Source organism: Paenibacillus sp. R-74696 (assembly GCF_055814915.1).
This window is the reverse complement of record NZ_JBPULM010000029.1, coordinates 41,694-55,183: the sequence shown is the minus strand read 5'-3', so window position 1 is coordinate 55,183 and position 13,490 is coordinate 41,694. Positions and strand designations below refer to the sequence as shown.

Genomic DNA, 13,490 nt, shown 5'->3' with positions numbered 1-13,490 from the left:
CAATCTCTTTCTATTATTTAGCTGCTGCGCCTGCTTGGTAGGCGTTCAAAAACTCTTTTACTTTTGCCGAATCAGCTTTCAGCTCAAGGCCTGTTTTCACAAGCGGGCTAAGCGTAGAAATAGCTTTAAATTTATTGCCGCCGTAATAGGCCAAAAATTCATCCTGATTGATCGAATAAAGGACGGCTTTTCTCAAATCTGCGCTTTCTGCTACCGGACGGTTTTTCGTATTGAACAGCAGGTACGAAGCCGCGTTGCTCGGAAGCGTCTGGAGCGCCAGCTTGCTGTCGCCCTTCACAATGTCAAACTTCGTTTCAGGCACGCTGTAATAAAGATGAATTTCGCCGCTGCGCAGTGCGGACAATGCACTATCGGCATCTTTTATAAAACGAACCTTAATCGACGTGATTTTCGGCTCATGCTTCGTGCCTTTCATGTAGCCAGGGTTTTTATAGAAGACAGCTTCGTAGTCGTTTTTGTGAGCCAAAATATATGGACCGCTTGTATACAGCGTATTGTTGTACTGGTTGCCCTCGGTTACCGTGTTTTGGTCGCCGTAAGGAATATCCTTGTTTACATCAAATTTAGCTACATCGTACGTATTAATTTTTTCTACCTGCTTCTTGGATACGATCCCTGCAGATTGGTGAGCCAAATAATTCAGCACTTGCGGGAAGGGAACCGTTGTTGTCAGCTTCACAACCTGATACTTGCCTTCCTTGCTGCTCGCTTGCGCCTTATCGGATACGAGCTCGGAAATTTTGGCTTCGAGTCCTTTTTCCAGTTCATTTTTCACATTATCGCTGCCGCCGGACAGCTTAACGGACTCAAGCACTGCTGGGTCAGTAACCAGCTCAATATTTTTAATATGCTCATGCAGCGTGTATGTCCGGTGGTCAGGAACGGAATCTTTATTTTTCGCGCGATCCAGGGAGAAAATAACATCGTCGGCGCCTACACGCTCGCCAGAATCGGCAACGAGCTTGTCTTTAATTTCTGCGAAATGGATATCATCACGCAAGATGAAATAATAATCGGAATTGCCTTCGGCAATCGCAAAGTTATACGACAGTGAGCCCTCCGCCGTCAGCTTGTCATCATCGGTCAGATTGAGCAGACGCACGTATTGGTTCGTATTGATGATGTTAATGGAGCCGTCATTGCCTTTAATCGGGTCAAGCGAAGTCAAGGTCGCCATTGTCGATTGCAGCACCAATGCTTCCGTATTGCGCTTCGATGCGTCTTTAAAATCCAACTCTTCCCACGGCAGCGATCTGGACTTGGATAGGCGAACGCTGTCCTTATTCAGCACTTCTTGATTAAACGCCTGCGATTTAAGCGAGCTGTAAAGCGGAGCAATGTAAGCATTGTCGAAAACGAGCTTTTGCTCCAGTTGTTTATACGTTTCTGTATATTGATCCGGCGTTTGGGTGGAAGCCGTATCAATGAGGGCATCAATGTCCTTGTAGCTCATAATGCTATAGTCACCGCCGGTTTTAAACAGCGAACGAACCGCATAGTCCGGGTTTCCAGTAACTGTCGTCCAGCTGGACAACGCAATATCATAGTTGCCAGCATCCTGCTGGGCTTTAAAAGTACCGTAATCGGCTTGAATGTTCAGCTTTACGTTAAAGCCGTTTTTCGTCAGCTGGTCGCGAACAATATTCAGATCCGCCTCGCTGCTGCTCATTCCGAGCAATTCAATATCAATAGGCTTGCTGTCAACAACCGCCTCTGCGCCTTCTGTCGCTTGCGGCGTGCTTGCAGCCTCATCCTTCGTCGTCAATGTGCAGCCGCTCAGCATAATAGCCAGACTGAGCAGAATAAGTGAAAATAGCTTGCTTGTGTGTTTCATGTTTCTCTCTCCTCTTTGTCATTATTCTATAGTCTATAAGTTAACTCACATTCGTACATCGCCAATACATCGTTTCGTAACGTAGCTTTGGATGGAATATGAATGAGGTTACAGCAAATAAATAGGCCATTACCATTACCGTTGCAATTGCAGCTTTAGCGCCGCTCTAATCCAGCTTCGGATCTAATGTATCCCGCAAGCCATCGCCGAGAAAATTAAACGACAGCACGAGCGCAATAATGGCAAGTCCCGGATATATCGCCGTATAGGCGTGTGTTTCCAGATAGGTGCTGCCCAGCCGCAAAATATTGCCCCACTCCGGGATATGCGGCTCGACGCCCAAACCGAGATAGCTTAAGCTGCTCGTTGAAATAACGGCGGTGCCTATCGTAAGCGTCGATTTCACAATCATAGGAGCGATGGCGTTCGGCACAATATGCTTGAACAAAATAACGAGGTCGCCTGAGCCGAAAGCCCGCGCCGCCTGTACATATTCGAGCGTCGATACGAGCAGCACATTTGCCCGCATCGTTCGGGCATAGGTCGGAATCGCGCCGATACTCAGCGCCAATATTAAATTAGTCGTGCTGGCGCCAAAAGCTGCAATAATGGCGATAGCCAGCAAAATACCCGGGATGGCGTACAGCACATCCAGCGCACGCATAATGATGTTATCCGCATGGCGGCCATAATAGCCGGATACGGCACCCAGCACACCGCCGATTAAGACGGGAATGAGCGTAGATAGAAAGCCGACTAGCAGCGAGATTCTGGCACCGAATACGATGCGGGAAAGTAAATCCCGGCCAAAATTGTCCGTACCCAGCGGATAAGCGAGGTTTGGATGCTGCAAAATCGCTCCATAATTATTATCGATAGCCAGTCCATAATCAAAGATTAAATAGCTGGTGACCGACAAGGTCAGCAGGAACAAAATAAAGAGCAATCCCAGCATCGACGTTGAGCTTCTGGACAGCTTCTCCACCACATCGCTCAGCCGTGAGCCGGATGTAAAGCTGCGATCCCGCAGCTTGGCGATAAGCAGCAAGCCGAGGAAAAGTGCAAATAGATTGCCGCTCACTGCCGTTGCGATCAGGATCAAAGCGACGAGCCACATCCAGCGCGGCAATTCCACCCGATCAGCATATTTGGCCACAAGCAGCAGGCTCGCGAGCTGGATAACCGCTGAGATGAGCAGCAGCACCATACCGGGTAAAAACGTATTTGCCACATAAGGCTTGAATACATTCAGGGCAGATACGGCGAACACAAGCAAAGTGGTTAGCAAAGTGTATACCGCAAGCGTATACGCAGCGCTCTTCTTCCGCTTAATGAGCTGGAGTGCTGCGGTGGCAATGAACACATTCGCCGTCGCCAAGCTGAGCAGCAGTACGTAGCCAAGCGCTCTAGTTGAACGGCGAAGCTCGCCGCCTTTCAGCAAATCGCGCCGAATGATTGCCCATACCGCAAGCTGCAGCAGCGCAAAACCAAAATAGGCAGCGCTTAGGGCAAGCCCGACCGGCTTGAATGAAGCGTCGGCGGGCGTATAGCTGCTGAGGAGCAGCACAATTGCCAATGCCAAGGAGACAATGCCAGCAAAGCTGGCCTGACTGTACTCCAGGCTGGATTTTAATCTAAAACGAATTTGCTGCTTGCTTATTAAATCATTGGACACGGATAGCACCTGCTTTAGTATTGTTTCATTTTGGAGCGAATTCTAGGGTCAAAAAAGGCGTAAAGCAGATCCACAATGACGTTAATAATCGATATTGTAATCGCCGTGTAGACGACCCCGCCCATAATGGCCGGGATATCCGGAATAAACTGCTTATCTACAATGTAGCTTCCAATCCCGCTAATATTGAACACTTTCTCCGTCACCGCCGCTCCGCCAAGCATCGCGCCAAATTGCAGTCCAATAACCGTAATTATCGGAATGAGCGCATTGCCTACAGCATGCTTCCAGATGACATGCCGGCGAGCCAGCCCCTTCGCCCTAGCGGTTGTAATATAATCCTCATGGATAACCTCCAGCGTTGAAGAGCGGGTCATTCGCGCAACCGCGGCTGTCAGGCCAGTACCCAGAACAACGATCGGCATAATTGCCGAAAGTGCATTTTGCGGATTATAAGTAGCCGGCAGCCAGGATAGCTTGATTGAGAAATTCAAAATAAAAATCAAGCCTTGCCAGAAATTTGGAATCGACAGCCCCAGCAAGGCAATGAACATAAAGGTGTAGTCAAAAAAGGAGCCTGGCCTCGTTGCCGAAATAATGCCGATTGGCAAAGCAATCAATACCGCGATCAGCGTCGAAATGAAGGTTAACGTCAGCGTAACCGGGAATTTGCCCGCAATAGCTGTCGTTACACTCTCATTGCCTGCGAAGGAACGGCCCAGATCAAAGGTCAATATGCCCTTAATCGTATTCCATAGCTGAACGAGATATGGCTGATCCAGTCCATACAGCTGGTTAAACGCCGCAATTTGCTCTGTGGTTGCCGTCTCCCCCAATAGGTTAGCCGCCGGATTCATTGGCGAAATGTACAAAATCGTAAAAACTAAAAAGGCTACACCGAAAATAACAAATATCGCCATAAACAAACGCTCTGTAATATATTTCACATACGGGTTCGCATAAAGGGCCATGATGGCATACATCAGTAGTCCAGGAATCAGCGACAGTACGAAAAACGCGGGCCGCTTGAGCAGAGAATCGAATGTATCGCTGAACGTTAGCTTCCCTTGCTGCTCCTCTGACAGACGATCCAATACGCGGGCGGCCAGCTGCTCTTTAAATTTAGCGGCTGCGATTCGCCTCGCTTCCTGCTCCGTTTTGTCTGCGCCGGGCGTCTGGCCGAAAAATCGCTGCTTGCGCTGGATTTGATCCAGTGCCTCCGTCAGCAGCTTGTCCATGCTGCCTGCTTGCAGCAGCTCTTCTCTCGTCTCTTCCTCAATCCGGCGATAGCCATGCCGGGCTTTACGATATAAATAAACCGCGAATACGAACGCGGATACGGGTGCGCCTGCGATAAGCAGCAGCAGCCTGTAGGCTGGATGCTGAAGCATTTTACGATAGACAGCAGCCGCCCAGTCTGTGATGCCATTTCCGATTTTCAAATCTTGCCCCGTCAAGCATGCCCGCCCCTTTTAGTCTAGTAATTTTAATTGCATTATTCCGATGGATATAGTAGATTTTATTTTAAGGAATACAAAATGTCAACATTCTATTAAATTTGATTTGCACAGGTGACGATATGAAACCATTATTACAAGTAAATAATTTGTCCGTTTCCTTCTTTTCTCGTGATTCAGAGGTTGAGGCGGTACGCGGGGTAAGCTTTGAAGTCAGGCAAGGTGAGACGCTCGGCATCGTTGGCGAATCGGGCAGCGGCAAAAGCGTCACTGCCCGCACGATTATGCGCTTGCTCCCTTCTCCCCCCTCTATAGTCAAAGGCGGCGAGGTGTTATTTCAAGGCGATAATCTCGCTCATAAGTCAGAGCACGAAATGGAGCAAATACGCGGCAAGGATATCGGCATGATTTTTCAGGACCCGATGTCTTCGCTTAATCCGACGATGCGTATTGGCCGCCAAATTGAAGAAAGCTTAATCAAGCATAGGAAGCTTGGTAAACAGGAGGCCCGAAAAGCCGCAATCCAGATGCTGGACATGGTTGGCATTACAAATAGCGAGGCCCGCTATTATCAATATCCCCATGAATTTTCCGGTGGCATGCGGCAGCGGGTGATGATTGCGATTGCTCTCGCCTGCCGGCCTTCCCTGCTCATCGCAGACGAGCCTACGACTTCACTGGATGTAACGATTCAGGCACAAATTTTGCAGCAGATGAAGGAATTGCAGCAGCAGCTTGGAACGTCCATTATTTTGATTACGCATGATTTGGGTGTTGTAGCGGGGATGTGCGACCGCGTAGTCGTCATGAAGGATGGAGAAATCGTGGAAAGCGGCACGACGGAGCAAATTTTCGCAAATCCACAGCATCCTTATACGGTAAAGCTGCTTCATGCCCTGCCGCGTCTCGATGAGAAAAAGAAGCCAAAGCCGAAGCCGTTGCTAGCCCGCCCGGAGGACAATGTACCGCTGCTTCAGGTGCGCTCGCTTAGACAGCATTTTGACCTTGGCAAAGGCCAGATTGTTAAAGCGGTTAACAATGTGAGCTTTGACATTCAAGCGGGCGAGACGCTTGGCGTCGTTGGCGAATCGGGCAGCGGTAAGTCAACGACAGGCCGCACGATCTTGCGGTTAAACGAAGCGACAGGCGGGGAAGTGCTGTACCGGGGCATCCCGCTTCAGCATTTAAATCGGGCCGAGATGAAGCAAATGCGGCGGCATATGGGCATTATTTTTCAAGATCCCTATGCTTCGCTCAACCCGCGCCTGCGCATTGTGGATATTATCGGCGAAGCGTTGGATGCTCATGCCCTAACGAAGGGCAAGACGAATCGTCTCAAACGCGTAGAGGAGCTGCTGGAATTGGTCGGGCTGAACGCCTCCCATGCTCTCCGCTATCCGCATGAGTTCTCCGGCGGGCAGCGGCAGCGCATTGGCATCGCCCGTACGCTGGCGGTTGAGCCGGAATTTATCGTCTGCGACGAGCCACTGTCTGCTCTCGACGTCTCGATTCAGGCGCAAATTGTGAAGCTCTTGGAGGAGCTTCAACAGCGGCTTGGCCTGACTTACCTGTTTATCGCCCATGATTTATCCATGGTTAAGCATATTAGCGACCGGGTCGCGGTTATGTATAAGGGCAAAATCGTTGAGCTGGCTGAAAGCGAGGAGCTCTATTCGAATCCGCTCCATGCATATACGAAGTCGCTGCTCGCAGCCATCCCTGTTCCTGATCCAGCCATTGAATCGAAGAAGCGGCTGCTGCCACATACGGAGGCTTCTAAAGCCGATCCATACGGGCTGGAGCATTCTTCCTTTATAGAAGTGAAGCCGGGACATTTTGTTGCCGTTGCAGGAGCTTAAGCTTCGAAATAAGCCGCAGCATAGATTTGAAAAATAAACAGCCAGCACTAGCCGAAAATAGACGGCAAGTGCTGGCTGTTTAGCGTTCTTTTTCAGGCTAAGCTAATGAATATTTCCCGCGGCCTTCAGCCGCTCCGCAATGGCGGCAAAATCCTCCGCGGAAATACCCGGCGCGAATTCTTCCTCCACCTCCGGGTATTCCGGTACAGGTACGCCCTTCGGCACCCCATGAATAACCTCAAGAGGCTGCCCATCCTCTGGATGCGTGCCCTTCCAAATTTGGTCAATCGTTTTAAAATCATTATCGCTGTACGTATACAGCTTCGTATGAACGCCCTTCTCCTCATACTTGCGCGCTTCATTGAACGCTTTGTTATTAAGCGAAGGAATCGGAATCAGCTTGGTCACATCGACACCGGTCGCCACTTGCAGCGCTTTGGCATAGGCCACGACATGAACGCCGCCCCGCACGAGCAAATAGCCCACCACTTCGCGCGCAGCTGGATGGGAGGTCATTTCATACACCTTCATTTTATGGGTTCTGGCACCCACTTCAAGGAAGAAATTATGCAGCAAATCTTCAACGAGATTCCCGCTGTTGAACACATGCTCGCCCGTCCACGGCCTGCCCATTGAATCAACAGGCAATGCGCCTTGTCCACCGGACAGAAACGGCAGCGACATGCGCCAGTCCTTGACGGATTTCAGCGGCGATTCATCCGGCTTGCCCGGTGTGGTGGAGCCATGCAGGCAGTGGTTAATCGCGTGGGAGACAAGCTCGACATGGCCAAGCTCCTCCGCCGTAATGCTCGTAACCAAATCATAAAACGGGCGCAGCTTCGTTTTCGAGCGAAAATTAAATGACTGGTACAAATAGTTGTTTAGAGTAGACATTTCACCAAATTTCCCGCCCAGCAGCTCTTGCACCGCAGCCGCCGCGTTCGGCTCAGGCCGCCCGACATTCGGAATTTCGATCAACACTTCATCCAAGCGTTTGAACATGCTTCTGCCTCCAATATTCTCAAGATTGGACTCCTCTGACAGCGCCAATAAGTTGCGACAATTTATTATTTGCTGCATCAGGGAACGATATCCGTAATTGAGAAGTTGGAGGGGATAAAGTTATTTTTTAGACCTCTGTAGTCCTCTATAGTCCTCTGTAGCCCTTTATGGTCCTTGTTTTCTAAACTCCGTTGGAGACAGGCCCGCGATTTTCTTGAATTGCTTTGAAAAATAAAACAGGTCATTAAAGCCCGCCTGCTCGGCAACCTCGCTAACGCTGAGCGATGAGTCGGCCAGCAGCTCCTTCGCCTTTTCAATTTTCAAACGGGCGATGTATTGAATCGGCGGCACGCCCATTTGCTCCTTGAACATTCTTATAAAATAGTTCGGATGCAGGCACGCCCGCTGCGCTAGGTCTTGTATGGTGATATCGCTGCCGCTATTCATATGGATATAGCTCAAAATTTCCGTCAGCCGCTGAGTGGCCGCCGCATTTTTCAAGCTGATGCTCTCCTCATCCTGCTGCATAACGAACAACGAAAACAGCTCCAGCAGCTTCGCTTTGGCAAGCAGCTTAGCGTAGATCGTCTGATCGTTCGCATAAAACACCAGCTCGGCAAAAATCGTCCGTACCCGCTCCTGATCAACAGCCATGCAAAGATAAGGCATATCCAGCAGCTTGAACAGGTTGATTTCCCCGACCTTGGCGCTGAAATGGCACCAATATTTGCGGTAGGTGTCGCTCCCCTCTATGACCGAATACGATTGGGGCACTCCCTCCGGCATTAGAATAAGCTGGCCCGGAACAGGAGCATACTCCTCATCGCCAATTTTGAGCCAACCGCTTCCATGCTCGATGAAATAGAATTTGCTGTAATCCGGCGTAAAATCGAGATCACGCCATTCGGTGCTGACCGTATTGTGATGGGCGATAAATAGCTCGACCTGCATATGGGACAAATAATAGGCGAGCAAGGAATGAGCATTCATGAGGCAAACCTGCTTCCATGGTTAATTTTATACAAATAAAAGTTAGTGTCCCACATTCTTAATCCTGTTAGCGCTTGCTAGAATAGCCATATAGATTTGCATTCGGAAAGGACGGTAGCAGAAACCATGGATAAACAAAATTATTTGAACCAAATAGCCGCCACCATTGCGCAGGGCCCTTATCGTGACGATTGGGAATCGCTCGGCGATTTTGAAATTCCGGCTTGGTATAAGCAAGCTAAATTCGGCATTTTCATTCACTGGGGCGTGTACACCGTTCCCGCCTTCGGCAACGAATGGTACCCGCGAAATATGTATATCCAGGGCAGCAAGGAATATGAGCATCATATTGCCACCTATGGCGAGCATAAAAACTTTGGCTATAAGGATTTTATCCCGATGTTCAAGGCTGAAAAATTTAATGCTGACGAATGGGCCAACCTGTTCCAGCGCTCAGGAGCGAAATATGTGATGCCCGTTGCGGAGCATCATGATGGCTTTCAAATGTACAACAGCGCCGTTTCCCGCTTTAACGCCTACGAAATGGGACCTAAACGGGATTTGCTGAATGAAATGAAAATCGCTTTTGAGCAAAAGAATTTGACCTTCTGCGCCTCGTCCCACCGTGCGGAGCATTGGTTCTTCCTATCGCATGGCAAGGAGTTTGAATCTGATATTCATGAACCGCTTGCATGCGGCGACTTTTACTGGCCATCCATGCCGGAGCCAGAGGATCATTTCAGTCAATATGAATCCCCTCCGACGGATGAATATATGGAGGACTGGCTCATTCGCTGCTGTGAGCTGATCGATAATTATGAGCCGAAAATTTTATATTTTGACTGGTGGATTCAGCATGCCTCGTTCAAGCCGTATTTGAAAAAGCTTGCGGCGTATTATTACAATAAATCCGCAGAGCTGGGTTTCCAAGGCATCATTAACTATAAGCATGACGCTTATATGCTGGGCAGCGCTGTTCCCGATGTGGAACGCGGACAATTCGCCGAGCTGAAGCCTTATTACTGGCAGACGGATACCGCTGTAGCCCGCAACTCATGGAGCTATACGCCTAACAATGATTATAAGTCGCCGCTGGAGCTCATTCAAGATTTGGTCGATATCGTCAGCAAAAACGGCAATCTGCTGCTCAATATTGGACCGAAAGCCGATGGCACGATTCCTCAGGAGGATCAGGACATTTTGCTTGCAATTGGGGGCTGGCTTGAGACGAATGGCGAAGCGATCTATGATACGAGCTACTGGCGTACTTATGGGGAAGGACCGACGAAGGTTGCAGAGGGACAGTTTACAGACGGTAAAAGCAAAATATTCACACCGCAGGATATCCGCTTTACGGTGAAGGGAAGCAGCCTGTATGCGACTGTGCTCGTCTACCCAGAGGACGGCGAGGTGAAAATCACGTCGCTGAAGGAGAAATCCCACGATTTCCAAGGCATTATTCAACAGATCGAGGTGCTCGGCTTCGAGGAGCAGCCTGTCTGGGAGCGTACAGCAGAAGCACTCGTCGTGAAGACGAATGGGGTTCGCAGCCCATATCCGGTTGTGTTGAAGATTACAGTGGACTAATCATATCAAGGCAGCCATGCATCTATATAGCAAACCCACCAACAGCCTAATGAAGGCTAAAGGTGGGTTTTGCTGTTTTCCATTCCAATTATTGTACTGCTTGAATCATACTCCACCCTATCACCTTCCCCTGCTTAATCAATTCTTTTTTGCACCGGCCTGCGCATGAACCGCGTCTGATCCCGTTCGAAGCCATATTGCTCATACAGACCGTGCGCGTCCTTCGTACCGAGCAGCCCTGTCATACCTTGGAATTCCGGGGCATTCGTTATCGTTTCTATCAGCTTTTTGGAAATGCCCTGACCGCGGTAAGCCTCCAGCACAAACACATCGCATAAATAGTAAGTCGTCGCCCCATCCGTAATGATTCTGGCAAAAGCAATCATTTGCTCCTGCTCGTTCTCTAGCTCGTAAACGCCATAGCAAATGGAATTTTCAATTGATTTAATAATCTTCTCAGCAGGCCGATTATTCGCCCAATAGCTGGTTGCTAAATAATCCACGACCACCTGCACCTGAATACGCAGCTTATCATCACTCACCACATATGATTTGAAATTCAGCTCCATACGGCACCTCCAACGATTTAAATCTCTAATGTTAAAAATAGTATAACCGCTCTTTCCCACCTCCACCAGAAAACCGTTGTATAATAAATACAGCTCTATTGAAACGCTTCAATATTTGCTTAGACATATAAAATACGACCATTGCGAGGGAAAAAAAGATGTTTGATCCAACCGTATTCGATAATTTGAAGGTTGCTTTTGAGAATCAGCTGTACGACCTGGATACGCTGGATGAAACGATTCAGATTACAGGCCGCAAAGATACGATGGAAATGTCCGTGATGGGACGTGCCTTCAGCCTTGCCTTCCACTTAACTGGGCAGGAAGCGGTAACTGCCGAGCTGCGGCTCGAAGCCTCCTTGAAGGAGCTGGCCGCCGAGCTATTAGAGCTGCCGGGAGAAGCGCCCGGCTGCGAGCTGAGCTTGTTTTTTCATATGAGGGTGAAGGATTTCGAGCAGCAATGTCCGCAGATTGAGGCGGTATTCCAGCGAATTTGGCCGGAAAACCCCGTCCCTGTGCAGACGCTCAGCTTTGCCTACTCTGAGGGGCAGGCGACGCATCAGAACGAGATTAAGCTGTCGTTCAAGCGCAAAATCAACGAGGAGCAAATGGAGGATATTTCGAGCCTGCTGGAGCATGTTCTGTTGACGCTGCGAGCACTGAGTGAGGTTTCCGCTGCAAGCATCGTGGAGAAATAAGCGGCCCACCGGATAACAGGCTAACCATTCCATAGCCAATACAGTCCACATCAGCATAAAAAGAAGAGCCCGCAGCCAATGCGGGCTCTTGCTCTTTGCACTATTTTCACAAGCAATCGCTTATTTAATCAGATCTACAGCATCCTGCGGCACAAATGCATCAGTTCCGTTGTACACGATAACGCCCTTAAGGCTCGTTTTCTTCCCGTTCAGGACGGCGATGTTTTTGTAAATGTGCAGCTCCAGCTTCTGGCTGCCCTTCGTCACGAGGATGGTAGAATTTTTCGCATCCTTCAGGTTAAGCTCGTATTTTGCTCCTTTAGCTGTAAAAGCCTGCTTCGCTGGCACGAACAGCTGCTTGCTAACCGCATCCAGATCAAGATCCAGCACGCGGGCCATATACTTCGCAATATCGGTATTGTCGATGACGCCAAACGGACGGTCATTATTCGGAGCATACGTGTAAAGCACCACATCTCCACCTGTATGTCCGCCAGTCGTCCAGCCAATACCTGCACGTTTGCTGATCATCGGGCCTACTGCATAATTCATTCTGCCCGGCTCCGCAGCTTTAATCGCCGCCATTTCCTCCGCCGTCAAATCCGAAATGCCATAATACTGCTGAAGCACGGATTTAATATTCGTTCTCTTTGCATCCAGCTTCGCTTCCAAGCCTTCACCCGTCAGCTTCGCTTTCTTCAGCGGGCCAATGAAGGTGGACAATGGCTCTTTATCGTAGGTGCCTGTCGTTGCGGCGTTGCCAATCGTCAGTCCGCCATTGCCATGGTCGGTTACAGCAACAACGGCTGTCTGCTTGTCCTTTTTCGCAAAATCCAGCGCTACCTTAACCGCATTATCAAACGCCAGCACATCGCTGATAATACCGATTGGATCGTTGGCATGAGCTGCCCAATCCACCTTGCTGCCCTCTACCATGAGGAAAAAGCCGTCTTTATCCTGGGAAAGGATGTCGATCGCTTTTTGCGTCATATCGGCGAGGCTTGGCTGCTTAGCGGGATCGCGGTCCATATCATAGGACATACCTGCTGGAGCAAACATCCCCCACAGCTTACCCGACTTGGAAGCTTTCATCGCCGCTGGCGTCGTCACATAGTCGTAACCGAGCGCTTTAATGGACGTAACCAAATTTTCGCCATCGCTGCGGCCGGATGGAACCAAATAATCGCTGCCGCCGCCCAATACAACATCGACCTGATTATATACCTGCTGCTTGCTTAGGGCATCGTAGTTTTTACGGTCTGGATAGTGGGCGGTAAAATCAGCCGGAGTCGCATGCATGATCTCCGAGGTTGCAATGATGCCAGTCGCTTTTCCCGCAAGCTTGGAAGCTTCCAGCACAGAAGCGACAGGCTTTCGCTCATCGCCCGGTGCAATAGCTTTTTGACCTGGCATTGTCGCCTTGTCCGGCAAAACGCCAACAAAACCCGTATGCGATTTATGTCCAGTGGCAAAAGCGGTACCGGCAGGTGCAGAATCCGCAATCGGCGCATCTGCCGAGTGGGTGCGGACCATGCCGCTCGCCATTTGATCAACCGTTAATGAAGAGCCTTTATACCATCTGGCGAGCGCCGTTGCATCATTTGCCATGCCGTCAGGAATGAGAATGATCACATTTTTAATTGGCGATTGCTCATCCTCTGCGCTCACTCCGCTGTTTCCCCCTACAGTTGTTACTGCCACAATAGTCGCTACGGCAAGTGCCACCTTAGCTGCACGAGCATGGAACCTCTTTAACATGTACATCCCCCTATTAACTAAATTGGATTGGATAAGGCTT

The 13,490-nt window shown here is 49.6% G+C and carries 10 protein-coding genes; 3 read left to right on the top strand and 7 right to left on the bottom strand.

Annotated features, from left to right (window positions below):
• Window positions 1-13: 13 nt before the first annotated feature.
• The 3 genes from ACSR9A_RS11405 to ACSR9A_RS11395 all read right to left on the bottom strand — a co-directional run bounded on the left by ACSR9A_RS11405 (window position 14) and on the right by ACSR9A_RS11395 (window position 4,987).
• Entirely contained in the window at window positions 14-1,855 is a 1,842-nt protein-coding gene (locus tag ACSR9A_RS11405) for an ABC transporter substrate-binding protein (RefSeq protein WP_473757352.1), read from the bottom strand.
• 166 nt (window positions 1,856-2,021) lie between these two features.
• On the bottom strand, window positions 2,022-3,530 hold the full coding sequence (locus tag ACSR9A_RS11400) for an ABC transporter permease (protein WP_473757351.1): 1,509 nt from the start codon (window positions 3,528-3,530) through the stop codon (window positions 2,022-2,024).
• Between the two features lie 14 nt (window positions 3,531-3,544).
• On the bottom strand, window positions 3,545-4,987 hold the full coding sequence (locus tag ACSR9A_RS11395) for an ABC transporter permease (protein WP_473757350.1): 1,443 nt from the start codon (window positions 4,985-4,987) through the stop codon (window positions 3,545-3,547).
• Between the two features lie 122 nt (window positions 4,988-5,109).
• Here ACSR9A_RS11395 and ACSR9A_RS11390 point away from each other — a divergent pair, with 122 nt between their 5' ends.
• On the top strand, window positions 5,110-6,846 hold the full coding sequence (locus ACSR9A_RS11390; RefSeq protein WP_473757349.1) for an ABC transporter ATP-binding protein: 1,737 nt from the start codon (window positions 5,110-5,112) through the stop codon (window positions 6,844-6,846).
• A gap of 102 nt (window positions 6,847-6,948) precedes the next feature.
• On the opposite strand, the gene ACSR9A_RS11385 is transcribed toward ACSR9A_RS11390, so the two are convergent.
• Both ACSR9A_RS11385 and ACSR9A_RS11380 read right to left on the bottom strand, forming a co-directional pair.
• On the bottom strand, window positions 6,949-7,848 hold the full coding sequence (locus ACSR9A_RS11385; RefSeq protein ID WP_473757348.1) for a manganese catalase family protein: 900 nt from the start codon (window positions 7,846-7,848) through the stop codon (window positions 6,949-6,951).
• A gap of 165 nt (window positions 7,849-8,013) precedes the next feature.
• Window positions 8,014-8,838, bottom strand: a complete 825-nt coding sequence (locus ACSR9A_RS11380) for an AraC family transcriptional regulator (protein ID WP_473757347.1) — start codon at window positions 8,836-8,838, stop codon at window positions 8,014-8,016.
• Between the two features lie 126 nt (window positions 8,839-8,964).
• Here ACSR9A_RS11380 and ACSR9A_RS11375 point away from each other — a divergent pair, with 126 nt between their 5' ends.
• Complete coding sequence (locus ACSR9A_RS11375; RefSeq protein ID WP_473757346.1) at window positions 8,965-10,425, top strand: alpha-L-fucosidase; 1,461 nt, start codon at window positions 8,965-8,967, stop codon at window positions 10,423-10,425.
• 134 nt (window positions 10,426-10,559) lie between these two features.
• On the opposite strand, the gene ACSR9A_RS11370 is transcribed toward ACSR9A_RS11375, so the two are convergent.
• Entirely contained in the window at window positions 10,560-10,994 is a 435-nt protein-coding gene (locus ACSR9A_RS11370) for a GNAT family N-acetyltransferase (RefSeq protein WP_473757345.1), read from the bottom strand.
• A 158-nt stretch (window positions 10,995-11,152) separates the two neighbouring features.
• On the opposite strand from ACSR9A_RS11370, the gene ACSR9A_RS11365 reads away from it, so the two are divergent.
• Window positions 11,153-11,692, top strand: a complete 540-nt coding sequence (locus tag ACSR9A_RS11365) for a hypothetical protein (RefSeq protein WP_473757344.1) — start codon at window positions 11,153-11,155, stop codon at window positions 11,690-11,692.
• A gap of 120 nt (window positions 11,693-11,812) precedes the next feature.
• Here ACSR9A_RS11365 and ACSR9A_RS11360 read toward each other — a convergent pair whose 3' ends face one another.
• Entirely contained in the window at window positions 11,813-13,450 is a 1,638-nt protein-coding gene (locus tag ACSR9A_RS11360; RefSeq protein ID WP_473757343.1) for an alkaline phosphatase, read from the bottom strand.
• Window positions 13,451-13,490 lie beyond the last annotated feature (40 nt).